Source organism: Streptomyces coacervatus (assembly GCF_029223485.1).
GTDB classification, from domain to species: Bacteria; Actinomycetota; Actinomycetes; order Streptomycetales; family Streptomycetaceae; genus Streptomyces; species Streptomyces coacervatus.
In genome coordinates this window covers 624,277-647,955 of record NZ_JARHTP010000003.1, presented here as the reverse complement: position 1 = coordinate 647,955, position 23,679 = coordinate 624,277, and the positions used below count along the sequence as shown (strand labels likewise).

Here is a 23,679-nt window from a genome sequence, read left to right as displayed (position 1 = left end):
TGCTAGGACCCCTGCGCGGAGGTCAGTCCCTCCAGCCGGGTCAGGACCGACACCTGGCCGTTCCCCGAGCCCTGCTTCGGGTCCAGGGCCACCCCGTTGGACATGTACTCCAGGGTCAGCGACTGCTTGATCTCACCCGTCGTCAGGGCCCGCACGCTCGCGGTCTGCGTGGGGATCGAGGTGCCCTCGAAGGCGGTCTGCTTCTCGTAGCGGCGGTTGGTGAAGAACACCAGCGCACCGCCGTCCGCCGTGCGCAGCGCCAGCGGGGCGTAGTCGCCGCTGATCAGCGGCTCGTCGATGAACTGAGTGACGAGGCCCGGCTTCTTGGCGGCCTTCGCGCGTGTCGCCCGCCACTTGTCGGTGTGCTCGCCCGAGGCGAAGGTCTTCCCGCCCTTCTTCAGGTACGTGGCGTAGTCCTTGGCCAAGTCCTCGGGCGGGACGGCGAATTCGGTGGAGTTCACCGGTACGGCCTGGGCCCAGCCGTCCGCGTCCTTCTTGAATTTCGGCAGTGTGCCCGGGCGGATCAGCGTCAGATACGCCACCCTGAACGGCCGGCCCAGACCGTCCCGGGTGAACACCAGCAGCCAGTGCAGATTGCCGCCCTTGTTGCCCTGTGCCTCCGCGACGAACCAGCGGGGCCAGCCCGCCTTCTTGGGGATCGTGTACGTCACGTCGGTCAGCTTCAGCGGCGTGTGCGCCGGGTTGCCGGATGCGCTGAGCGCATGACCGGCCTTGAGGCGGGCCGCGTCGATGTCGCCCAGGGCGCCCGTGACATGGTCGGCGTCGAGCGAACTGTCGTACGCCTTGTCCGCCTTGTTGTACGCGGACGTGAACTGCTGGAGCGCCTTGGCTGCCTCGGCGCGAGTGGTGGAGGGGAGCACCTCGCGCTCCCCGTGCACCACCACACAACCGCTCGCCGTCAACGACAAAGCGGTCACCGAGGCCGCAATCAGTGCGCTTCGCTCAAGCCTGCGGAGCCTTCGAGGGCCGCGATCCCTGCTCATCAGGTGTCTTCACCTTCCCCTTCCCGGAGGCGAACCCTACCGGGGCGAAGAACAGCGTGAGTGTCGGGATCAGGTACAGCAGCCACACCGTGACCTGGAGGACGGTCGGGTCCGGCTGGAAGTTGAAGACGCCCTTGAGGAGGGTGCCGTACCAGCTGTCCGGCGGGATGGTGTCGCTGATGTCGAAGGCCAGATGCGTCAGGCCGGGGATCCAGTCGGCCTCCTGCAGGTCGTGGAAGCCGTACGCCAGCACGCCCGCGGCCACGACGACCAGCATGCCGCCGGTCCAGGTGAAGAACTTCGCGAGGTTGATCTTCAGGGCGCCGCGGTAGAACAGCCAGCCCAGGAAGACCGCGGTCGCCAGGCCCAGCGCGACGCCGATCAGGGGGCGCGGGGTGCCGTCGCTGGCCGCGTGGACCGACGCCCATACGAACAGGGCGGTCTCCAGGCCCTCCCGGCCGACGGCGAGGAACGCGGTGGCGACCAGGGCACCCGTGCCCATGGCGAGGGCCGCGTCCAGCCTGCCGTGCAGCTCCGACTTCAGGTGCCGGGCGGTGCGCCGCATCCAGAAGACCATCCAGGTCACCAGACCGACGGCGACGACGGAGAGCGAGCCGCCGAGCGCCTCCTGCGCCTCGAACGTCAGTTCCTGGGAGCCGAATTCGAGCGCGCAGCCGAAGCCCATCGCGATCAGGACGGCCACCGAGATACCGATCCAGATCGGCCGGATGGCGTCCCGGCGGTCCGTCTTGACCAGGTAGGCGATCAGGATGCAGACGACCAGGCTGGCTTCGAGACCCTCGCGCAGACCGATCAGATAGTTGGAGAACACGGGCTACGCCTCCTTGGAGAACAGCGTGCTGCCCCACCAGTCGTCCTTGTTGCGGACGCCGGGCGGAACGGCGAACACCGCCGAACTCACATGCTGGATGTACTCGTTGAGCGCATCCTTCGCCGACAGGTTGCGCTGGAGCGGGATGAACCCCTTGCGCACGTCCCGCTGGTAGGCGAGGAAGAAAAGGCCCGCTTCCAGGCGGCCGAGGCCGTCGGTGCCGTCGGTGAAGGAGTAGCCGCGGCGCAGGATGGTGATCCCGTTGTTGGAGTCGGGGTGCGCGAGCCGGACGTGCGCGTCGGGCTTCATGGCCTTCAGGAACGGCTTGTCGTGCTCCTTGGCCTTGCCGACCGGAGCGCCCTCGCCCTTGTCGCGGCCGAAGATGTCCTCCTGCTCCTGCAGCGAGGTGCGGTCCCAGGGCTCGATGTGCATCCGGATGCGCCGGGCGACGAGATACGACCCGCCGGTCATCCAGTCGGGACCGTCCTTCTCGCCGACCCACACGAACTTCTTCAGACGGTCCGTCTCCGTGCCCGCGATGTTGCGGGTGCCGTCCTTGAACCCCATCAGGTTGCGCGGGGTCTGGGCGTCCGGGGTCGTCGAGGAGGTCTTGCCGAAGCCGAGCTGGGACCAGCGGATGGTCACCTTGCCGAAGCCGATGCGGGCCAGGTTGCGGATCGCGTGCACGGCGACCTGCGGGTCGTCGGCACATGCCTGGATGCACAGGTCGCCGTTGCTGCGGTTCTTGTCGAGGTTCTCGTTGGGGAACTGCGGCAGGTCGACGAGGGCCTCGGGCCGCTGGTCCTTCAGGCCGAACTTCTCGAACAGGGACGGACCGAAGCCGATCGTCAGCGTCAGCCGCGAGGGCTTCAGGCCCAGCGCCTCACCGGTGTCGTCCGGCGGGGCCTCGGCGAGACCGCCGTACGCGCCCTCCCCGACCGCCTTGCCGCCGGTCATCCGGCGTGCGGCCGCCGTCCAGTCCTTCAGCATCTGCACGAACTCGGCGCGGTCGTCCGTCTGCACGTCGAACGCGGCGAAGTGCAGCCTGTCCTGCACCGGAGTGGCGATGCCGGCCTGGTTGGCGCCGTGGAAGGCGACCGCGGCTCCGGCCTCGGCGGCGGTCGGCTCCACGTCATTGCCGACGCGGGTCATCGCGACCGCACCGCCGGCCGCGGCGGCACCGAGCGCGAGCCCGGCACCACCCCAGCCGATCAGTGAACGCCGGGACGGAGCCTGCTCGTTGCCGGCGTCCGCGGTGGTGGCTTCCTGGGTGTCCGTCATGGTGTTGTCCGTCCCCTGCTTCTACTTCACGACGGCGGCGGCGAGCTTGGACAGCGGCTCCGCGAGCGCGTTCACCGCGTCCGAGAGCTCCTTGCGCTGGGTCTCGGTGACGGTGTCGTACGAGACGAAGCCGTCGGAGGTCTTGCTGGTGCGGTACTTGTCCAGCAGCGTGTTCAATGCGGCGAACTGCTTGTCGAGCTCGGCGGCCAGCGCCTTGTCGTTCTCCTGCGCGACCGGCTTGAGCAGCTCGTACGCCTGCTGCGCGCCCTCGACATTGGCCTTGAAGTCACTGAGGTCCGTGTGCGAGTAGCGGTCCTCCTCGCCGGTGACCTTGCCGGTGGCGACCTCGTCGAGCAGCTCCTTGGCGCCGTTGGCCATGGAGGTCGGGGTGATCTCGGCCTTGCCGACCCGCTTCTGCCAGTCCTTGAGGTCGGTGACCAGCTGGTCGGCGAGGGTCTTCTGCTCGGCGCCGATCTTCTTGTCCTGCCACAGCGCCTTCTCCAGCGCGTGCCAGCCGGTCCACTTCTGGCCCTTCTCCAGGCCGTCCGCGCGGGTGTCGGTCTTCGGGTCGATGTCACCGAAGGACTCGGCGATCGGCTCGGTGCGCTCCCAGCCGACGCGGGAGGGGGCGTAGGCATCCTGGGCCGCCTTCAGGTCGCCGGCCTTGATCGCCTTGGCGAAGACCTCGACCTTCGGGAGCGTGGCGTCGGCCTGCTCCTGCGCCCACTCGCGGTAGTCGGCAACGGCCTTGTCCAGCTTGGGGTTCCGCTTGGCGACCGCGCCGGATCCGGTGACCGTGAGCTTCTGGCGGACGCCACGACCCTTCATGCCCGGCCGGCAGGCGACCTCGTATTCGCCCGCCTTCACCTCGGCGGTCAGCGTGTACTTCGTACCGGACCCGATGTTCTCCTTCTCGGAGACGATCCGGTCGTCCGGGAAGAGGATCTCGACCTCGGTCGCCTTGGAGCCCTTGTTCTCGATCTTCAGGGTGACCTGTCCGGCCGGCACCGACTTGGTGGAGGTCTCGCACTTGGAGTCGGCGGCGGTCACCTGGATCGCGGCGTCACCGTCGCCCTTGCTCTTCTCCGTGCACCCCGTGACGGCGGTCAGCGCCGCCGCGGTGGCAACAGCGGTGACGACGGAGAGTCTGGCGGCTCGCATGCAGGCTCCTGAGGCTGGCGAAAAATCGCGTGTCGAGGCTCACACAGGGATGGTGAGGCTCGCCTAACTTATCTAAGGCTTGCCTATGCGATACCCACTCATGGGGTGATTCAGCTCTCATGGACGGTGTATGGGCACGGGCCGATCACGGTGGCCAAAAACGAACCCCAAGGAATGGTCAATGGGAAGTCAAGGGGTGGAGGTCGCGGGCGGCGGGCCGTCGGTCGCGACACGACCGGCGCACGGAGTCGCGACCCGGTGCGCACAGGTGGCGCCGAGCCCCAGTTCGTGCAACACGACCGCGACCGCATCCCCTTGACAATGTTTCAATGCCCCCGTGACCGACTACGACGTGCTCCGCGTCTTCTGCGCCCCGAACGGCGGCTACGGCAACGAACTCGGTGTCGTCCGTGAGGGATCCGTCATGCCCGACCGGACGGAGCGACAGGCGTTCGCCGCGAAGCTCGGGTTCAGCGAGACCGTGTTCGTCGACGACCCCGAGCGCGGAGTCGTCGACATCTACACCCCGACCCTGCGCCTGCCCTTCGCCGGCCACCCCTGCGTCGGTACGGCCTGGCTCCTCGACGTGGACGAGCTGGTCACGCCGGCCGGGGTGGTCGGGGCGCGCCAGGGCGGGGAGTTCAGCTGGATCGAGGCCCGGGCGGAGTGGGCCCCGCCGCGCACCTTCCGTCAGTACGCCACGGCCGCCGAGGTCGACGACCTGCCCGTGCCGCCCAAGGGGGAGTGGATCTACGCCTGGGCCTGGGAGGACGAGCCGGCGGGGCGGGTCCGCGCCCGCGGTTTCCCCGGCCGGGACGACGGCATCGAGGAGGACGAGGCGACCGGCGCGGCGGCGCTGCTCCTCACCGACCGGCTGGGCCGGGCGCTCAACATCACCCAGGGCGCGGGTTCCCAGATCCTCACGGCTCCTCAGCCGTACGGATGGGTCGAGATCGGTGGTCGCGTGTACCTCGAACGCCAGCCGGAACGCTAGGTCCGATCCCTATGCGCTCAGCGGGAACTCCTCGCCCAGCGCCCGGAACACGGCCGTGTTGAGCGCGAACGCCCGCTTGCACTCCGCCACGATCCGCTGCTTCTCCAGGTCGTCCGCCCGGACCCCGTCCAGCAGTTCCCGGTAGTCCCTCTTGAAGGCGGCCGGGTTGCCGATCCCCTCGAACACGTAGAAGCGGACCCCGTCGCCCTTCCGCTCGAAGCCCCACGTCCTCTCCGCCTTGCCCCGGATGATCTGCCCACCGGAGAGGTCCCCCAGATACCGGGTGTAGTGGTGGGCGACATACCCGCCGGGCCACTGCTCGGCGCACTCCCGCACCCGCGCCGCGTACGCCTCCGTCGCCGGCAGGGCGGACAGTCCCGCCCGCCACCCGGCGCCCCGCAGATGCGCCAGGTCCCGCTCCAGCGCGGCCAGCCGGAACAGCTCCGGCCGGATGAAGGGCCCGGCCACCGGGTCGGACGCCAGCTGCTCGGCCCCGGCCTCCAACGCCTCGTACACGAACCACAGTTGCTCGGTGTAGCGCGCGTACGCGTCCACGCCCAGTTGCCCGCCCAGCAGGTCGCTCATGAACGTCGAGGTCTCGGCCTCCATGTGCTGCTCGTGGGAGGCGGTGCGGATGACGGTCGAGAACGAGAACGAGGAGGAATCCATGAGCCTCATCTTCTAAGGTAAGGCTTACCTAAGTCAATAACTTTCCCGACTCCCCGTCGGTAAAGTTGCCGACACCCTGTCGGTAAAAGCGTACAAGAAAAGACCCGCCCCGGCAGGAGGGCGGGTCCGGTCTCGAAGACTGTGAAGACCGCTAGGGCAGCGTGAGGATCTCCGCGCCGGTCTCCGTCACCACCAGCGTGTGCTCGAACTGAGCCGTCCGCTTCCGGTCCTTGGTGACGACCGTCCACCCGTCGTCCCACATGTCGTACTCGTGCGTCCCGAGCGTCAGCATCGGCTCGATCGTGAACGTCATCCCGGGCTGGATGACCGTCGTGGCGTGCGGGCTGTCGTAGTGCGGAATGATCAGGCCGGAATGGAACGACGAGTTGATGCCGTGGCCCGTGAAGTCCCGCACCACCCCGTATCCGAACCGCTTGGCGTACGACTCGATGACCCGGCCGATGATGTTGATCTGCCGGCCCGGCCTGACCGCCTTGATCGCGCGGTTCAGCGACTCCCGGGTCCGCTCGACCAGCAGCCGGCTCTCCTCGTCGACATCCCCCACCAGGTACGTCGCGTTGTTGTCGCCGTGCACACCGCCGATGTACGCCGTCACGTCGAGGTTGACGATGTCGCCGTCGCGCAGCACCGTCGAGTCCGGAATGCCGTGGCAGATCACCTCGTTGACCGAGGTGCATAGCGACTTGGGGAAGCTGCGGTAGCCGAGCGTCGACGGGTAGGCGCCGTGGTCGCACATGTAGTCGTGCGCCACCTTGTCCAGTTCGTCGGTGGTGACCCCGGGCGCGATCAGCTTCGCCGCCTCGGCCATCGCCTGCGCGGCGATCCGGCCGGCGACCCGCATCGCCTCGATCGTCTCGGGCGTCTGCACCTCCGGCCCGGTGTACGGCGTGGGCGCGGGCTTGCCGACGTACTCGGGACGACGGATGTTTCCGGGTACGGAACGGGTGGGGGACAGCTCCCCTGGTACGAGCAGCGACTGGCCAGACATGCCAGCGAGTCTAACCAGCGGGCATGGGGGAACATGTCGGAGGCGAGAGGAGCAGCTCATGGCCTTGTTCAAGAAGCGCACGGTCGGCAAACCCGGCGAGTGGTACTACTGCCTGGAGCACAAGAAGGTCGAGGAGGGGCCGGAGTGCCCCGCCAAGGACCGTTTCGGGCCGTACGCCTCCCGTCAGGAGGCCGAGCATGCGATGGAGACGGCGCGCGAGCGCAACCTGGAGTGGGAGAACGACCCCAAGTGGCACGACGCACCGGCCACCACCCCTGACGACGACTGATCAGGCCTGAGCCCGGGTCTGGACCTGGACCTGGGCCGGTGCGGCTGCCGCCGCCGCTGCCGTCCGCTGGTCGCGCAGCCGTACCGCGTGCTCGTTCGTGCGCACGTCGTACGTCATCAGCTTCGGCAGGCACAGCGCCAGCAGCCCCACCGCGCCCGCACACAGCAGCCCGCCCGACCAGACGGACGCCCGTACCCCCCACCACGCGGCGAACCCGCCGGACCTGACCTGGCCGACGGTCGGCCCGACCGAGTACGACAGCAGCTCGATCCCGGCGAGGCGGCCGCGCAGCTCGTCCGGGATCGTCTGGTTCCACATGGCCCCGCGGAAGATCCCGCTGACCATGTCGCAGCCGCCGGCCACGGCCAGGAACAGCAGCACCAGCCATACGTTGCCGACGACGCCGGCGGCCGCGATCGCCAACCCCCACAGCGCGGCCGAGACGACGACCATCCGCCCGTGCCGGTCCACCCGTGAGGTCCAGCCGCCGGTCAGGCTCACCAGCAGCGAGCCGAAGGGGACGGCCGCGTACATCAGGCCCAGGGCCCAGTCGGCGTCCAACTCGTCGGCGAGGAAGGGCAGTACGGCGAGCGGCATCGCCAGGAACATCGCGGCGAGGTCGACGGCGTAGGTGCCGAGGAGTTCCTTGCGGCTCCAGGCGTAACGGGCGCCCTCGGCGATCGCCCTGAGGTCCGGCTTCGCGGCCTCGTGGGCGGCGGGGGACGCCGCAATACGGACGACCAGGACGACCGAGACGACGAAGGTCGCGAGGTCCGCGCCGTACGCCCAGCCGAGCCCCGCGTACGCCACGACCACGCCCGCCACCGCCGGGCCCGCGACGCCGCCGACGGTCCAGCGCAGGGAGTTGAGGGCGGTCGCGGCCGGCAGATGCTCGTGGGCCACGATCCGCGGGAAGAGCGAGTCGAGCGCCGGGCGCTGGACCGACACCAGTGCGGAGGACAGGGCGGCCACGACGTACAGCGGCCATACGGCGGGGTGCGGGAACAGGGCGTTGACCAGCAGCGCCGCGCTGAGCAGCCCCTGCCCGGCCTCCGACCACACGATCAGCTTCCGCTTGTCCAGCGCGTCGGCGAGGGCGCCTCCGTACAGCCCGAACACCAGCAGCGGCAGCAGTTCCACGGCCCCGATCGCCCCGACCGCCGCCGCCGAGCCGGTGAGCTCCTTCAACTGCACCGGCAGCGCGACGAACGTCAGAAAGCTTCCGAAGTTCGAGATCGTCCCCGACACCCACAGCCGCCGGAAGTCGACCGAGGCCCGCCAGGGGGCGAGGTCGGGGAGGAGGGTGCGCAGGCGCGAGGGGGGCGCTTCGGAGTCGTCTTCGGTGGTCACGAAGGGCCATGGTCGGTGGGGGTGACGGCCGCGGGCAACCGCTTTTCGCCCCCGCCGCCCCTACCCGTCCCGGGGGCCAGCCCCCGGACCTCCGCTCCTCAAACGCCGGAGGGGCTGGATTTGGCTCAGCCCATCTCAGCCCGTCCGGCGTTTGAGGACGAGGCCGTTCAGGCCGAAGCGGGGGTCTGGGGGCGGCAGCCCCCAGGGACGGGACGGGTAGGGGCGGCGGGGGCGAAAATCACCAGCGCGCCGGCGGCGGCGCAGTCAGCTGCTCCGCCAGCCGGTACAGCCGATCCCGCAACCGCCGGTTCCCCCTCGGCGCAGGCAGCGCATTCTCCCCGGCCGCCGCGCTGACCAGGTGCTGAACGGTGTCCAGGTCCAGCTCGGACCCCTCCGGCACAGCGAGCGACTCATGGGCCATCGAGGCGAGTTCACCCTCCCCGGGGCCGAGCGCCAGCACAGTCGCCCCCGCCCGCCGCACATCGTGCACCCGCTCCAGCAGGGGGCAGTCCGGCCCGGCGGGCGACACCACCAGCAGCGTCTCCCCCCGCCGCGCGGCCGCCAACCGGCCCAGCCCGACGGCCAGATGAGCCGGATCCGACGCGCGCGCGTCATGCCGTACGAGCGTCGGGGCCAGCTCCGGCGTCCCCGACCACGCGGCCTCGTCCACCAGATGGGCCGCCAGATGCCACGGCTCGTACTCCTCCGTGCCCACCAGCAACAGCCCCCCGCCGTGCGACACCACCGACCCGCGCAACGCCCCCGCGAACCGCCGCGCGGCCCCCAACCACTCGGTCCCGGCGAGCACTTCACGCAGCAACGCGACACGTACGGCGTCCATGCGTCCGCATCCTGCACCAACCGGCCACTTGTGACCCGGCGTTCACCATGAATTCGCTCGCCCTGGGGACAGTGCGCGGATGACAGAAGCCACCGTTCCCTTCCGCGCCGGCCGTGAGGGATACGCGAGTTACCGAATCCCGGCGGTCGTCGTCACCGCCGAGGGCACCCTCCTCGCCTTCTGCGAGGGCCGGGTCAAGTCGGCGAGCGACCACGGGCACATCGACATCGTGCTCAAGCGCTCCACGGACGGCGGCCACACCTGGGGCCCGCTCCAGGTCGCCGCGGACAACGGCACCGGCCTCGCCGGCAACCCCGCCCCGGTGGTCCTGAGCACCGGCCGCGTCCTCCTCGTCCACGTCCGCGCGGCCGCCTCCGCCACGGAGGACCTCATCCGGCAGGGCAAGGTGAAGGACGCCGACGGGCGCAGGGTGTGGGTGCAGCACAGTGACGACGACGGCCTCACCTGGTCGAGCCCGGTCGAGATCACCAAGTCGGTGAAGCAGGCAGGCTGGCGCTGGTACGCCACCACCCCCGGCCACGCCCTCCAGCTCTCCACCGGCCGGATCGTCGTCCCCGCCAACCACAGCGCCGCGCCCACCGGCACCGACCTCGGCACCGAGCCCCAGTACAACGGCGGCCACTGCCTGCTCAGCGACGACCAGGGCGAGACCTGGTCCATCGGCTACGTCGACGACAACACCGACGGCTACATCAACGCCAACGAGACCACCGCAGCCGAACTCCCCGACGGCAGCGTCTACTTCAACACGCGCAACGACTCCCCGTCGCCGGGCAACCGCGCCGACGCCCATTCGCAGGACGGCGGCCAGAGCCTGCACCTGCCATTCCGTCCGCAGGCCGGCCTGGAAGGCCCGGTCTGCGAGGGCAGTCTGCTCCAGCTCCGCGACCCGGACGTGCTGCTCTTCTCCGGCCCGGCCCACCCCGACGCCCGCGCCCTGATGACCATCCGCGCCTCGACGAACAACGGCACCACCTGGCGCCCGGTGTACACGATGGACGGCCTGCCCGCCGCCTACTCCGACCTCGTACGGATCGACGCCTCGACCGTCGGGATCCTCTACGAGACCGGGGACTTCGGCGCCTACGAGCGGATCGTCCTGCGGCGGCTGCCCGTGACCCGGCTCACCTGACCGACGGGGTCGGTCGGGGCGGACGTAAAGTCGGCCCATGACCTCTACCGACAGTGCTGCACAGACCCCCGCGAAGGCCCCCGCCAAGGACCCCTGGGACCTCCCCGACGTCTCCGGGCTCGTCGTCGGCGTCCTCGGCGGGACCGGGCCGCAGGGCAAGGGCCTCGCCTACCGGCTGGCCAGGGCCGGCCAGAAGGTGATCATCGGCTCGCGTGCCGCCGAGCGGGCGCAGGCCGCCGCCGACGAGATCGGGCACGGCGTCGAGGGCCACGACAACGCCGAGACCGCGCGCCGCAGCGACGTCGTGATCGTCGCCGTGCCCTGGGACGGCCACGGCAAAACCCTGGAGTCCCTGCGCGAGGAGCTGGCCGGCAAGCTCGTCGTCGACTGCGTCAACCCGCTCGGCTTCGACAAGAAGGGCGCGTACGCGATCAAGCCGGAGGAGGGCAGCGCGGCGGAACAGGCCGCCGCCCTGCTGCCGGACTCCCGGGTCGCCGCCGCCTTCCACCACCTGTCGGCCGTGCTGCTGCAGGACCCCGAGATCGAAGAGATCGACACCGATGTGATGGTGCTGGGGGAGGAGCGGGCCGACGTCGAGATCGTGCAGGCGCTGGCCGGCCGCATCCCGGGCATGCGCGGCATCTTCGCCGGCCGGCTGCGCAACGCCCACCAGGTCGAGTCGCTGGTCGCCAACCTGATCTCGGTGAACCGGCGCTACAAGGCGCATGCCGGGCTCCGCGTCACGGACGTATGAGCGCATGGGGGACACTGGACGCCGTAACGGTGTCCCCCGAGCCCGCCGACAGGAGCCGACCGCCATGCCCCGCCTTGGAATCTATGCACTGATCGTCTGTGTGCTGGCCGTGGCCGCGGCCGTGGTCTCCTTCGCGCAGGGCAGCTGGCTGGGGATCGTGTGGGTGCTGCTGGCGGGGCTGTCCAGCAATATGTGCTGGTACTACGTGAAGCGGGGCAAGGCCCGTAAGTCGGTCACGGGCTGATTGAGCAGAACTCGTTCGTGCCCTGCCAGAAGCGGTAGAGCTCCTGGCCGCAGTACGTGGAGAAGTCGCCGATCCCCAGGCTCCGCAGGATCGAGTCGATCACGTCGAAGAACGCGGTGTTGATCGACGGCACCCACAGCAGCGCGAACACGAACAGCAGGCCGAAGGGCGCGAACGGCTCCACCTGCCGCTTGATCTTGTACGACAGCCAGGGCTCGATGACGCCGTAGCCGTCCAGGCCGGGCACCGGCAGGAAGTTCAGGATGGCTGCCGTGACCTGCAGCAGGGCGAGGAAGGCCAGCGCGAACCGGAAGTCGCGCGGCACGCCGTCCAGCGCATGCAGCCAGAACGGGGCGGTGCACACGGCCGCGAACAGGACGTTGGTCAGCGGGCCGGCCGCCGAGATGAGACTGTGCCGCCAGCGGCCCTTGATCCGCCCCCGCTCGATGAAGACGGCGCCGCCCGGCAACCCGATCCCGCCCATGATCACGAACAGCACGGGGAGCACGATGCTCAGCAGCGCATGCGTGTACTTCATCGGGTTCAGCGTGAGATAGCCCTTCGCGCCGACCGAGATGTCGCCGCTGTGCAGGGCGGTACGCGCGTGTGCGTACTCGTGCAGACACAGGGAGACGATCCAGGCCGCCGTCACGAACAGGAACACGGCCAGGCCCGGCTGCGCGGCGAAGCCGGTCCAGGTGGCCCATCCCGTGACCGCCGTGACGGCCAGGATCCCGACGAAGACGGGACTGATCCGCCGGTCGCTGCGGCTGGTGGTGGCGGTGGTCATGGGGCTCCCTGGACTCTCCGTGCACGCGGTGGGACTGCCCGACGGTACCGGGCGTACCGGGAAAACGTCTCGCGGTGGGGTGGGGGTTCCGTGGAAGGGTGGGGACATGGGGCTTTGGCATGTGTTCTACGCGGACTGGCAGATGGAGTGCTGCGGGACGCCGTTCGCGGTCATGGACGAGGTGAGCTGGCCGCTGCTGCTGCAGGACGCGGACGGGGTGCTCGGCGGGGGCTGGCACGACCAGCTCACCAAGCTCGTGGGGCCGGTGGCGGAGGTACCGGACGAGGAGGGCGAGACCGTGCGCATCCTGCAGGAGGAGACGGGGCTGACGGTGGCCCTGGGCGGGGAACAGGGCGCCGGAGTCGGGCCGGGCGACCGTATCCGCCTGGTCGGACTTCTCACGGTCGAGCGGCACGGTGGCGCATGGCCTGAGGTGAGCGGTCGGGTGCGGGCGGTCCAGGTGGTGACCCAGGTGTACGAGGAAATGGCGCCGGGCTCGCGCTCCTCGCATCCGGTGCCGGGGGAACGGCAGTTGCGCTCGGTCGAGCGCTGCCCGAAGTGGTTCACCGGAGGCGGTTCGGACGAGCGGGGGCGGCGGTCCGTGCAGTCGGGGGTGGTGGCGACTCTGGAGGTACCGGGCACGGATTCCTGGCTGTCGTATGCGGTGCGGTGAGCCGGCGGAGCAGCCGGCGGGGATGAGCACGGTTTGCTGAGCGTTCCGCGGAATGGGCGGCATGTGCTGTCTTTCGTCCGCGGCACCGTTGTGGCTGGTCGCGCAGTTCCCCGCGCCCCTTTGGGGCGCGCCGCACCGGCCGCCCCGAACCCCGTGACCGGCCCCGACGTCAACGGAGACAATGGACCCCGTGCGCTATCGCATCCTCGGCACCACTCAGGCGCTCCGCCCCGACGGCACCCATGTCCCGGTCGGCGGGGCGCGGCTGCGTGCTCTGTTGACCGTGCTGGCCCTGCGCGCCGGGCGTACCGTGCCCGGCGGTGTCCTGGTCGACGAGGTGTGGGGCGGTGAGCCGCCCGCCGACGCGCCGGGTGCGCTGCAGGCGCTGGTCGGCCGGCTGCGGCGGGCGCTCGGTGCGGACGCCGTCGCCTCCGCCGAGGGCGGCTACCGGCTCGCCGCCCGGCCCGACGACGTCGACCTGCACCGTTTCGAGCGGCTGACCGGCGAGGGCATACGCGCCCTGGCCCACGGCGACCCCGCCAAGGCGGCCGTCGTCCTCGACGACGCCCTCGCGCTGTGGCTCGGCCCCGCCCTCGCCGACCTCCCCGACCGCACCGCGGAGGCGGCCCGCCGGGACACCCGGCGCCTCGACGCCCTGCGCGCCCGCCACACCGCCGCCCTCGCCCTGGGCCACGCCGAGCAGTCCCTCCCCGAACTGACCGCCCTCTGCGACACCCACCCCCTCGACGAGCCCCTCCAGGCCCTGCGCCTGCGCGCCCTGCGCGACGCGGGCCGCACGGCCCAGGCACTGGCCGCGTTCGAGGATGTACGACGGCTGCTGGCGGACCGGTTGGGAGCGGACCCGGGGACCGAACTGAGGGATCTGTACGGGGAGTTGCTCAACCCGGTGGCCCGTGGCCCGCGCGGGGCCACTCCTGGCCGGGCCGCCGACGGCTACGGGGCGGACTTCGGCGGACGACCGGGCCTTGCACCGGGCACCGTCGGCGACGGTAGGCCACCGGGTTCGCGGCCCGGCGGCACGCACGGCTCGGCGGCTGTCGGGGGCCCGGCCGAGGCTCCGCCCGGCTCCGAGGCGGGCGTCCACGGTCCGGCCGGCGCTGTCGGTGACGGCGTGGCACCGGGTTCGCGGCCCGGCGGCATGCACGGTCCGGCGGTTTTCGGGGGCTCAGCTCAGGCTCCGCCCGGCTCCGGCGCGAGCGCCCACGGTCCGGCAGGCTCCGGACCTGCTGCCGAAGATTCGACGGCTCCTTGGCGGGATGCCGGAGCTCAGCCCGACCCCGGGGCGGCTGTTCGCGCTCCGGGCGCTCCTGGGGAGGGCGCCCGCGCCCCGTTCGCCGCCGGCGCTGCCGCGCACGCCCCGATCGCCCCCGCGGCTGCCCCCACCCCCCAGCCCCCCGGCAACCTCCGCGCCCGCCTCACCTCCTTCGTCGGCCGTGAAGCCGACATCGATGCCATCCGGGGCGATCTCTCGGCCGCCCGGCTGGTCACGTTGCTCGGTCCCGGCGGGGCCGGGAAGACGCGGCTGTCGCAGGAGGCCGCCGAGACCGTGCGGTATGCGGCGCGGGACGGGGTGTGGCTGGCCGAGCTTGCGCCCGTCGACGACCCGGACGCCGTACCGGAAGCCGTGCTGACCGCCGTGGGAGCCCGGGAGACCGTGCTGTACGGCGCGGGGGCCGAGGCGATGCGGGCGGCCGGGGCCGACCGGAACGACGATCCCCTGGAGCGGCTCGCCGAGCACTGCGGCCGGCGGCGGATGCTGATCGTCCTCGACAACTGCGAGCATGTCGTCGACGCCGCCGCCCGGCTGGTGGAGGAGCTGCTCGCGCGCTGCCCGGAGCTGACGGTGCTCGCCACCAGCCGTGAACCCCTCGGCGTACCGGGGGAGTTGCTGCGGCCCGTCGAGCCGCTGCCCGAGCCGGTCGCCCTGCGGCTGCTTGCCGACCGGGGCGCGGCCGCCAGGCCCGGGTTCCGGACGGACGAGGACCCCGACGCATGCGCCGAGATCTGCCGGCGGCTCGACGGGCTCCCCCTCGCCATCGAGCTCGCCGCCGCCCGGCTACGGATGTTGACGCCACGTCAGATAGCCGACCGGCTCGACGACCGGTTCCGGCTGCTCACCTCCGGAAGTCGTACGGTCCTGCCTCGGCAGCAGACCCTTCGCGCGGTCGTCGACTGGTCCTGGGACCTGCTCGACGAGGAGGAGCGGGAGGTGCTGCGGCGGCTCTCCGTCTTCGCGGGCGGCTGCGATCTCGCCGCCGCCGAGGCCGTCTGCGGGCCGGCCGCGCTGGAAGCCCTCGGTTCGCTCGTCGACAAGTCCCTTGTCGTGGCCGCCCCTTCGGGGGACGGAGGCATGCGCTACCGGCTGCTGGAAACCGTCGCCGAGTACGCCGGGGAGCGCCTGGACGAGGCAGGGCGGCGCCCGGGGACCGAGCGCGCGCACCTGACGTACTACCGCGAACTCGCCCGCACCACCGACCCGTTGCTGCGCGGCCCCGGCCAGCTCGCCGCCATCGGGCTGCTGGAGCGCGAGTACGAGAACCTGCGCACCGCCCTGCGCCACGCCGTCACCGAGCGCGACGAGCAGGAGGGCATCTGCCTCATCCTGTCGCTGGCCTGGTACTGGCAGATGCGTGACGCGCGCATCGAGGCCCGCAACTGGTGCGCCGAGGTCATGGCCCTGGGCCCCGACCCGTTCACGGCCCCCGTCCGCCCCGCCGCCCCGGTCTGGCAGCGCTGCACCGATGTCCCGCCCCCGCTGACCGGCGAACTCCTCGCCGAGGCACGGCGGGGCGTCCATCTCTCGCATCTCGCGTGCATGGACACCGAGTTGGACGCCTGGGAGTCCCCGCAGGCGAAGCAGAAGCTGCGCACCATAACCGAGGTCTACGCACCCGGCCTCCCGCAGACCTGCCGCACCCCCGGCATGTTCTGGTTCTACGCCGTGATGCTGACCGGCAGCGTGGAGAGGCTGCCCACGATCCTCGACGCGTCCGTCGCCACCTGCCGTGCCACGCCCGGCATGGAGTGGGAGCTCGCCGCCACCCTCCAGATGCGCGCCAACCTTCTCGCCAACCGCAGCGACTGGGCGGGCGACGCGACCCGCGACGCCGACGAGTCGCTGGAGATCTACCGGCGGATCGACGACCTGTGGGGCACCGCCGAGGCGCTGTCGGCGCGCGGCGAGGCCCGGGAGCGGATCGGCGAGTACGTGCTCGCCGCCGCCGACTACGAGGCCGCCGTCGAACAGGCCGAACGGCTCGGCGCCCGCGCCCAGGTGGCGGTCCTCGGCGCCCGGCTCGGCAGCGCGCTCCTGGAGGCGGGCGAGTGGGAGCGGGGCGAGCGGCTGCTGCGCGAGGTGATCGAGCGGGAGGACGGCTCGGGCAACGAGGCCATGCCCGCCGCCCGGATGTTCCTCGCCGGCCGACTCGCCATGATCGGTCGGCTGGCGGAGGCGCGCGAGCAACTGCGGTTGCTGCGCGAGGAGTTCAGGATTGCCCACTTCATCGTCTTCGATGCGTTCATCCTCGGCTCGGAGGCCTTTGTGGAGGCGGTCGACGGCAACTACGAGCTCTCCCTCGACAAGACCCGGCAGGCACTGCAACGGGCCGGCGACCCGCTGTCCGAGGCCATCGCCCCGCACATGCGCCCCCTCTATCTGGCCCTCGCCGCGATCGGTCTCGCCGCGGCCGACGGCGGCAGCCGGGCCCGGGACGCCGCCCGCTGCATCGGGGCCTCGAAGGCGCTGCTGCCCACGAGCCATGTCGCCACGTCGATGGAGCGTGAGGTGTATGTCCGGGCCGAGCGCCACGCGCGCACCGCTCTCGGAGACGAGGCCTACGAGGCGGCGTACGCGGAGGGCGGCGGCCTCTCCCCGGAGGAGGCCGCCGCCCTGGTCTGACGCGGACCGAAGTGCCGTGGGCCGAACGTCAGCTCTTGGTACGGAACTTGTGGATCGCGTACGGCGCCGCCACCGCGGTGATCGCCACCGACCAGGCCAGCGTCACCCACAGGTCGTGCGCGACCGGGCCGCCCACCATCAGGCCGCGCGAGGCGTCCGCGAGGGTGGACAGCGGGTTGTAGTCGGTGAAGGTCTGCAGCCAGCCCGGCATGTTCTTCGTCGGCGCGAAGATCGACGAGCCGAACTGCAGCGGGAACAGCACCAGGAAGCCCATGGCCTGCACGGACTGCGCGTTCTTCAGGATCACGCCCAGGGTGAGGAACACCCACATGATCGACGTGGCGAACACGGAGGCCAGGCCGACGGCCGCGAACAGACCGCCCCAGTGATGGATGTCGAACCCGACCAGCACGGCGACGATCATCAGCACGGTGGTCGCGAACAGCATCCGCACCAGTTCCACGGAGATCTTCGCGAAGAGCACCGAGCCGCGCCCGATCGGCAGGGACCGGAAGCGGTCCATGACACCGGAGTTGAAGTCCTGGCTGAAGCCGGTGCCGACACCCTGTGACAGCGTCATGCTCATCATCGCGATCATGCCCGGGATCACGTACTGCACATACCCGTGCTGCCCGCCGCCCAGGGCCTGCCCGATAGAGCCGCCGAAGACGTAGACGAACAGCAGGGTGAAGACGACCGGCATCAGCAGCGCGTCGAACATCGACTCGGGGTCCTGCTTGATCCACAGCAGGTTGCGGCGGACGAGGGCGCCGGTGTGGCGGAGGTGGCCGCGCAGCGGGATGCGCGCGTCCGTTGCGGTGGCAGTTGCGGTCGCGGCGCTCATACGGCGACCTCCTCACGGGTGTCGGTGGGCACGGTGTCCTGCGGGGCACTGGCGCGGTGGCCGGTGAGGGACAGGAACACCTCGTCCAGGCTGGGCAGTTCGGTGGTGATGGAGCTGATCGTGATGCCCTGCGCGATGACCACGCCGGTCACCGCGGTCAGCTGGTCGTCGCTGAGGATCGGGACGATGACGGTGCCGCTGTCGGCGTCGACCGTCGTGGTGGCGAGCCCGGTGATGCCGAGGCCGTCGAGGGTGGCGGCGAGCGGCCGCAGTTGCTGCGGATCGGCGGGCCGCACCCGCAGCGTCCGTCCGCCGACCTTGGCCTTCAGTTCGTCGATGGCACCGCCCGCGATGACCTTGCCGCGGTCCACGACGGTCAGCTGGGAGGCGAGTTGCTCGGCCTCCTCCATGTACTGGGTGGTGAGCAGCACGGTCACGCCCTCGCCGACCATGGTCTTGACCTCGTCCCACACCTCGTTGCGGGTGCGGGGGTCGAGTCCGGTGGTGGGCTCGTCGAGGAACAGCACCTCGGGCCGCCCGATCATCGAGGCGGCCAGGTCGAGCCGCCGCCGCATACCGCCGGAGTACGTACTCGCAGGCCGTTTGGCGGCATCCGTCAGTGAGAACCGCTCCAGCAGCTCGTCGGCACGCGCGCGTGCCGCCTTGCGCGGGAGATCGAGCAGCCGCCCGATCATGTAGAGGTTCTCCCAGCCGGGCAGCTTCTCGTCGACCGACGCATACTGCCCGGTCAGGCCTATCACCCGGCGCAGCTGCCGGGGCTGCCGCAGCACGTCGTAACCGGCGACGGTCGCCTGCCCCGCGTCGGGGGCGAGCAGAGTGGACAGTATGCGTACGAGGGTGGTCTTGCCGGCGCCGTTCGGCCCGAGCACACCCATCACGGTGCCCTCGCGCACATCCAGGTCGACGCCGTCCAGCGCCTTGGTCTCGCCGTAGTGCTTGACCAGCCCCCGCACGGTGACGGCGGTGTCTCCGCCGCTGGGGTTGTTGTCGATTCGCGTCATGCCGAGAACGGTGCCAGCGCCCACCGACAAACGACCGACAGCTCACCTACAGCCCCGACAAGCCGCCGACACCAGCCACTTCCAGCCCGTCCGGCGTTTGAGGACGAGGCCGTTCAGGCCGAAAGCGGGGGTCTGGGGGCGCAGCCCCCAGGGACGGGACGGGTAGGGGCGGCGGGGGCGAGAAAACAAAGCAGCAGCCCGCCGACGGGGGATGATCGGCGGGCTGCCTCTGTGCCGCTGTGGCTCTAGTGGACGGAGTTCTCCTCGGCCGGGAACGCCCCGCCGACCACGTCCTCCGCAAACTCCTTCACCGCGTTCCCCATGACCTCACGCAGGTTGCCGTACTTCTTCACGAACTTCGGTACGCGACCACCGGTCAGCCCGAGCATGTCGGTCCACACCAGCACCTGCGCGTCGCACTCCACACCCGCCCCGATGCCGACCGTCGGGATGTGCAGCACCCGAGTCACCTCGGCCGCCAGCTCCGCCGGAACCAGCTCCAGCACCACCGCGAACGCACCCGCGTCCTGCACGGCCTTCGCGTCCCGCAGCAGCTGCTGGGCCGCCTCCTCGCCGCGCCCCTGGACGCGGTAGCCCATGGCGTTGACGGACTGCGGGGTCAGCCCGATGTGCGCCATCACCGGAATCCCGGACTCCACGAGCAGCCGGATCTGCTCGTGCGACCGCTCGCCGCCCTCCAGCTTCACGGCGCCCACCCCGGCGTCCTTCACCAGCCGGGTCGCCGAGCGCAGCGCCTGCACCGGGCCCTCCTGGTAGGAGCCGAAGGGCAGGTCGCCGACAATGAGGGCGCGCTGGGTGCCGCGCACGACCGCGGCCGACAGCATGGTCATCTCGTCCATGGTGACGGGCACGGTGGTCTCGTACCCGAGGTGGCAGTTGCCCGCCGAGTCGCCGACGAGGAGCACCGGGATCCCGGCCTCGTCGAAGACGGACGCGGTCATCGCGTCGTAGGCGGTGAGCATGGGCCACTTCTCGCCGCGTTCCTTGGCGAGGGCGATGTCGCGAACAGTGATACGGCGTGTGCCCTTCCCCCCGTACAGCGCCTTGCTGCCGTCGGAGGTCCTGTTCTGCACAGTCTGGGCAGCCGAAAGCTGCGTCATTGCAACGGCTCCTTCAGTCATCTCGAGGCGCCCTGACGGCGTCCCCGGATCACCCCCATGGTGGCACTTCGTGCCAGGGAGGGCCAGAGGGGTCTCCGTCTCCTCCGTCACGCGGGGGCTGACGTAAGGTCCGGGTAAAAGATTTACGATACGGCACCGTCTCGTATCGGAATTCGCCTAGCCTGGACGTCATGACGACTCCACCCCTTCCCGCCCCCCGGATATCCGAGGCGGTGCACCGGCGCCGCTGGGCGATCCTCGGTGTTCTGATGCTCAGCCTGCTGATCGTCGTGCTCGACAACTCGATCCTGAACGTCGCCATCAAGACGATCTCCACCCCGGCCCCGACCGGCCTGGGCGCCACGCAGAGCGAGCTGGAGTGGGCGATCAACGCCTACACGCTCGTCTTCGCGGGTCTGCTGTTCACCGCGGGTCTGATCGGTGACCGGGTGGGCCGCAAGAAGGTGCTGCTCAGCGGTCTCGTCGTGTTCGGCATCGGCTCCGCGCTCGCCGCCGAGTCCGGCTCGCCGACCCAGCTCATCGCCTTCCGCGCGCTGATGGCCCTCGGTGCCGCCTTCGTCATGCCGGCCACCCTCGCCGTCCTCATGAACGTCTTCGAGAGGGAGGAACAGCCGAAGGCCATCGGTATCTGGGCAGGCGGCGTAGGGCTCGCCATCGCCATCGGGCCGATCACCGGAGGCGTCCTCCTCGACCACTTCTGGTGGGGCTCGGTCTTCCTCATCAACGTGCCGATCGTGCTGCTCGCGCTCGCCCTGATGGTGTGGCTGGTCCCCGACTCCCGCGACCCGAAGCCGGGCCGCGTCGACCCCATCGGCGTCGTCCTGTCCGTCGTTGGCCTGGTCCTGCTCGTCTACGGCATCATCAAGGGCGGCGAGCTCGCGGACTTCACGGACGTCCAGGTGCTGTCGACCATCGGTGCCGGTCTCGTCGTACTCGCCGCGTTCGTCGTCTTCGAGAAGCGCAGCGACCACCCGTCCCTCGACGTCACGTACTTCAAGAACAAGGTGTTCTCGGCCGCCATGGCCGCCATAGCGCTGGTCTTCTTCGCGCTGATGGGCGTGACGTTCTTCGCGGTCTTCTACACCCAGAGCGTGCGCGGCTACTCGCCGCTGCAGTCCGGTCTGCTGATGCTGCCGCTGGCCGCCGCGCAGATGATCTTCGCGCCGCGGGCCCGGCTGCTCGTCGACCGGTTCGGCAACAAGGCCACCACCGGGGTCGGACTGCTGGTCCTGGCGGGCACGCTCGCCGCGTTCGCGACCTTCGAGGCGGACACCCCGATCTGGGTCCTGGAGGTCGTGTTCTTCCTGATGGGCGCCGGTATGGCACACGTCATGACCCCGACGTCCGTCGTCATCATGCAGTCCCTGCCACGCGAGAAGGCGGGCTCCGCGTCAGCGCTGAGCAACACCTTCCGCCAGGTCGGCGGCGCCCTCGGCATCGCCGTCCTCGGCTCGGTGCTGTCGACGGCGTACCGCAACGGTATCGAGGGCAAGCTCGGTCTCGTCCCGGCCGGCCTCAGGGACACGGCCGGCGAGTCCATCGAGGCCACCCTCGGCGTCGCGGCGAAGCTCGGCCCGCGGGGCCAGGCCCTGGTCGACCCGGCCAACAACGCCTTCCTGCACGCCATGCACGTCACCGCGCTGTGCGGCACGGTCGTCGCGATCCTCGGCGCGCTGGTGGCGTTCCTGTTCCTGCCCGGGAAGCCGCCGGCCCGTCAGAAGGGCGAGGAGGAGCAGGAGTTGGTGGCAGCGGCGGAATAACACCTTCCGCCGCACCCGGGGGCACCAGGGAGAATCGTTCCAGTACGAGGAAAGGGACGCAGACAGTGAGCCTCGCCGACAGTCCAGCCGCCGCACCCGGGGTGCCCGCACGGGGCCGCCCCCGCAGTGAGGCGGTCGAACGCGCCGTCATAGAGGGCGTGATGAAGCTCCTGGAGGACGGCGTCCCGCTCGCCGAACTCTCCATCGAGCGCATCGCCCGCACGGCCGGCGTCGGCAAGGCCACCCTCTACCGCCGCTGGAGCGGCAAGGAGGAGCTCTTCATCGACGTCGTACGCGCCGCCGAGCCCCCGGACCCCGAACTCCCCGGCACCTCCATGCGCGACGACCTCGTGGCCCTCCTGGAGCAGCTGCGGCAGCGCGGCGTCATGACCCGCACCTCGGTGCTCCTGCATAACGTGTTCGCGCAGATGAAGAGCAGCCCGAAGGTCTGGGCCGCCTACCACGCCTCCGTCGTCCGGCCACGGCGCCAACTGCAGATCGAGATCCTGCGCCGCGGCCAGGAGAACGGCGAACTCCGCGACGACATCGACGTCGAGCTGGTGACCGACCTGTTCGTCGGCCCGATGCTGCTGCGCACCGTCATGCGCCACGACGCCGACGTGGAGACCGACCTCTCCGAAGGCTTGTCGGAACGGATCGTGGACACGCTCCTCGAAGGACTACGGCCCGTCAAATCCTCAACCACCTAGCCCGAATGTGCGCGTTGCGTCACAGAGGGCGCTTTCCCCGGCCGCATTCGGAACTCCCCGCGCCGGGTTCGTCGTCCTCGTGCCCGTACGGCCGTCATGCGACGGCAGGATCGGAACCGATCATCCCCTAGGGTTTTGTGTCACGGGGGACGGACGGGTTGCACGGCAGGCAGTGAGGCGACGCAGTATGGCTCAGCAGGCGTACTTGACGGAGACGGACAACGGCGGCTCGGGGCCCGAGCGCCGGGGAGACCGGTTCCGGCGCCTGATGAACCGCCTGTTCTCCGGATGGCGCGGCGACCCGAGAATCTGGCGCCGCGGCATCTTCGTCGCCGCGCTCGCGCTGCTCCTCGCCCTGGTCATGCTGATGCACGCGCGGATCCCGAACACGGTCGGCAACACGGGCAGCCTCACCGAGACCTTCCTGCCCTGGCTGGGCCTGCTGATCCCGGTGCTGCTCCTGCTCGCGCTGGTGCGCAAGTCGGCGACAGCGCTGATCGCCGTACTGCTCCCGTCGATCGTGTGGCTGAACCTCTTCGGCGGTCTGCTCACCGACAAGACCGGCAGCGGCGGCGACCTCACCATCGCCACGCACAACGTCAACGCCGACAATCCCGACCCGTCCGGCACCGCCCGCGACGTGGCCGCGTCCGGCGCGGACGTGGTGGCCCTGGAGGAGCTGACCGCGACGGCGGTCCCGGTCTACGAGAAGGCGCTGGCGTCGACGTACAAGTACCACTCGGTGCAGGGCACCGTCGGCCTGTGGAGCAAGTACCCGATGACCGGGGTCAGGGCCGTCGACATCAAGCTGGGCTGGACGCGCGCCATGCGCGCCACGGTGACCACGCCCAAGGGACAGGTCGCGTTCTACGTCGCTCACATGCCGTCGGTACGGGTGAAGCTGAAGGCCGGGTTCACGGCCCGCCAGCGCGACCGGAGCGCCGACGCGCTGGGCGAGGCCATCTCCCACGAGCCGCTGCAGCGGAAGGTGCTGCTCGGCGACCTGAACGGCACGATGAACGACCGCTCCCTCAACGGCATCACCTCCCAGATGCGCTCCACGCAGGGCGCGGCGGGCAGCGGGTTCGGGTTCAGCTGGCCGGCCTCGTTCCCGATGGCGCGGATCGACCAGATCATGGTCCAGGGCATCGAGCCGGTGAGCTCGTGGACCCTGCCCAGGACCGGCAGCGACCACCTCCCCATCGCGGCCCGTGTGAGCCTGGACACCAGCTCTTAAC

At 70.6% G+C, this 23,679-nt stretch carries 21 protein-coding genes and 1 pseudogene; 10 read left to right on the top strand and 12 right to left on the bottom strand.

Going from position 1 to position 23,679, the window contains the following annotated elements:
* Window positions 1-2: 2 nt before the first annotated feature.
* From P2Q00_RS10465 to efeO, 4 genes are read right to left on the bottom strand one after another with little or no spacing between them, the layout of a single operon-like run.
* A complete protein-coding gene (locus tag P2Q00_RS10465) occupies window positions 3-1,004 on the bottom strand; it encodes an SCO2278 family lipoprotein (protein WP_275771716.1) in 1,002 nt (333 codons plus the stop codon).
* Window positions 964-1,836 carry an iron uptake transporter permease EfeU gene (gene efeU, locus P2Q00_RS10460; protein ID WP_275771715.1) on the bottom strand — a complete coding sequence of 291 codons (873 nt, stop codon included), beginning with the start codon at window positions 1,834-1,836 and terminating at the stop codon, window positions 964-966. Before efeU ends, P2Q00_RS10465 begins: the two co-directional genes overlap by 41 nt.
* A gap of 3 nt (window positions 1,837-1,839) precedes the next feature.
* Entirely contained in the window at window positions 1,840-3,117 is a 1,278-nt protein-coding gene (gene efeB, locus P2Q00_RS10455) for an iron uptake transporter deferrochelatase/peroxidase subunit (RefSeq protein ID WP_275771713.1), read from the bottom strand.
* A gap of 21 nt (window positions 3,118-3,138) precedes the next feature.
* Window positions 3,139-4,278: an iron uptake system protein EfeO gene (gene efeO, locus P2Q00_RS10450; protein ID WP_275771712.1), complete on the bottom strand. Its 1,140-nt coding sequence runs from the start codon at window positions 4,276-4,278 to the stop codon at window positions 3,139-3,141.
* A gap of 337 nt (window positions 4,279-4,615) precedes the next feature.
* On the opposite strand from efeO, the gene P2Q00_RS10445 reads away from it, so the two are divergent.
* Window positions 4,616-5,272, top strand: coding sequence for a PhzF family phenazine biosynthesis protein (locus tag P2Q00_RS10445; RefSeq protein WP_275771711.1), 657 nt, complete (start codon window positions 4,616-4,618; stop codon window positions 5,270-5,272).
* Window positions 5,273-5,281: 9 nt separating this feature from the next.
* On the opposite strand, the gene P2Q00_RS10440 is transcribed toward P2Q00_RS10445, so the two are convergent.
* On the bottom strand, window positions 5,282-5,941 hold the full coding sequence (locus P2Q00_RS10440) for a biliverdin-producing heme oxygenase (protein WP_275771709.1): 660 nt from the start codon (window positions 5,939-5,941) through the stop codon (window positions 5,282-5,284).
* Window positions 5,942-6,092: 151 nt separating this feature from the next.
* Complete coding sequence (map, locus tag P2Q00_RS10435; RefSeq protein ID WP_275771708.1) at window positions 6,093-6,950, bottom strand: type I methionyl aminopeptidase; 858 nt, start codon at window positions 6,948-6,950, stop codon at window positions 6,093-6,095.
* Between the two features lie 58 nt (window positions 6,951-7,008).
* Here map and P2Q00_RS10430 point away from each other — a divergent pair, with 58 nt between their 5' ends.
* The gene (locus P2Q00_RS10430; protein ID WP_275771706.1) at window positions 7,009-7,239 is read left to right on the top strand and encodes a hypothetical protein; all 231 of its coding nucleotides are present in this window, start codon (window positions 7,009-7,011) and stop codon (window positions 7,237-7,239) included.
* Here the strand turns inward: P2Q00_RS10430 and P2Q00_RS10425 are convergent, their stop codons facing one another.
* On the bottom strand, window positions 7,240-8,589 hold the full coding sequence (locus tag P2Q00_RS10425) for an MFS transporter (RefSeq protein ID WP_275771704.1): 1,350 nt from the start codon (window positions 8,587-8,589) through the stop codon (window positions 7,240-7,242).
* A gap of 238 nt (window positions 8,590-8,827) precedes the next feature.
* A complete protein-coding gene (locus P2Q00_RS10420; RefSeq protein WP_275771703.1) occupies window positions 8,828-9,430 on the bottom strand; it encodes a hypothetical protein in 603 nt (200 codons plus the stop codon).
* Between the two features lie 79 nt (window positions 9,431-9,509).
* Here P2Q00_RS10420 and P2Q00_RS10415 point away from each other — a divergent pair, with 79 nt between their 5' ends.
* Genes P2Q00_RS10415 through P2Q00_RS10405 form a run of 3 tightly spaced genes read left to right on the top strand, consistent with a single transcriptional unit; the run spans window position 9,510 to window position 11,581 of the window.
* Window positions 9,510-10,583 carry a sialidase family protein gene (locus P2Q00_RS10415; RefSeq protein ID WP_275771701.1) on the top strand — a complete coding sequence of 358 codons (1,074 nt, stop codon included), beginning with the start codon at window positions 9,510-9,512 and terminating at the stop codon, window positions 10,581-10,583.
* Between the two features lie 37 nt (window positions 10,584-10,620).
* On the top strand, window positions 10,621-11,337 hold the full coding sequence (gene npdG, locus P2Q00_RS10410; RefSeq protein WP_275771699.1) for an NADPH-dependent F420 reductase: 717 nt from the start codon (window positions 10,621-10,623) through the stop codon (window positions 11,335-11,337).
* Between the two features lie 4 nt (window positions 11,338-11,341).
* On the top strand, window positions 11,342-11,581 hold the full coding sequence (locus tag P2Q00_RS10405) for a hypothetical protein (RefSeq protein WP_275771698.1): 240 nt from the start codon (window positions 11,342-11,344) through the stop codon (window positions 11,579-11,581).
* On the opposite strand, the gene P2Q00_RS10400 is transcribed toward P2Q00_RS10405, so the two are convergent.
* Window positions 11,571-12,371, bottom strand: a complete 801-nt coding sequence (locus P2Q00_RS10400; RefSeq protein WP_275771696.1) for a site-2 protease family protein — start codon at window positions 12,369-12,371, stop codon at window positions 11,571-11,573. The genes P2Q00_RS10405 and P2Q00_RS10400 overlap by 11 nt on opposite strands.
* 106 nt (window positions 12,372-12,477) lie before the next feature.
* Here P2Q00_RS10400 and P2Q00_RS10395 point away from each other — a divergent pair, with 106 nt between their 5' ends.
* Entirely contained in the window at window positions 12,478-13,044 is a 567-nt protein-coding gene (locus P2Q00_RS10395; RefSeq protein WP_275771694.1) for a DUF6578 domain-containing protein, read from the top strand.
* Window positions 13,045-13,225: 181 nt separating this feature from the next.
* The gene (locus P2Q00_RS10390; RefSeq protein WP_275771692.1) at window positions 13,226-16,963 is read left to right on the top strand and encodes an AfsR/SARP family transcriptional regulator; all 3,738 of its coding nucleotides are present in this window, start codon (window positions 13,226-13,228) and stop codon (window positions 16,961-16,963) included.
* Between the two features lie 28 nt (window positions 16,964-16,991).
* Here P2Q00_RS10390 and P2Q00_RS10385 read toward each other — a convergent pair whose 3' ends face one another.
* From P2Q00_RS10385 to panB, 3 genes are all read right to left on the bottom strand, one after another.
* On the bottom strand, window positions 16,992-17,807 hold the full coding sequence (locus tag P2Q00_RS10385; protein WP_275771691.1) for an ABC transporter permease: 816 nt from the start codon (window positions 17,805-17,807) through the stop codon (window positions 16,992-16,994).
* Entirely contained in the window at window positions 17,804-18,829 is a 1,026-nt protein-coding gene (locus tag P2Q00_RS10380; protein WP_275771689.1) for an ATP-binding cassette domain-containing protein, read from the bottom strand. Before P2Q00_RS10380 ends, P2Q00_RS10385 begins: the two co-directional genes overlap by 4 nt.
* A 245-nt stretch (window positions 18,830-19,074) precedes the next feature.
* Entirely contained in the window at window positions 19,075-19,950 is an 876-nt protein-coding gene (gene panB / locus P2Q00_RS10375) for a 3-methyl-2-oxobutanoate hydroxymethyltransferase (protein ID WP_275771687.1), read from the bottom strand.
* Window positions 19,951-20,141: 191 nt separating this feature from the next.
* Here panB and P2Q00_RS10370 point away from each other — a divergent pair, with 191 nt between their 5' ends.
* From P2Q00_RS10370 to P2Q00_RS10360, 3 genes and pseudogenes are all read left to right on the top strand, one after another.
* Window positions 20,142-21,731, top strand: coding sequence for an MFS transporter (locus P2Q00_RS10370; RefSeq protein ID WP_275771685.1), 1,590 nt, complete (start codon window positions 20,142-20,144; stop codon window positions 21,729-21,731).
* A gap of 65 nt (window positions 21,732-21,796) precedes the next feature.
* Complete coding sequence (locus P2Q00_RS10365) at window positions 21,797-22,441, top strand: TetR/AcrR family transcriptional regulator (protein ID WP_275771683.1); 645 nt, start codon at window positions 21,797-21,799, stop codon at window positions 22,439-22,441.
* Window positions 22,442-22,729: 288 nt separating this feature from the next.
* Window positions 22,730-23,678, top strand: a pseudogene (locus P2Q00_RS10360) (endonuclease/exonuclease/phosphatase family protein).
* Window position 23,679: the final 1 nt, after the last annotated feature.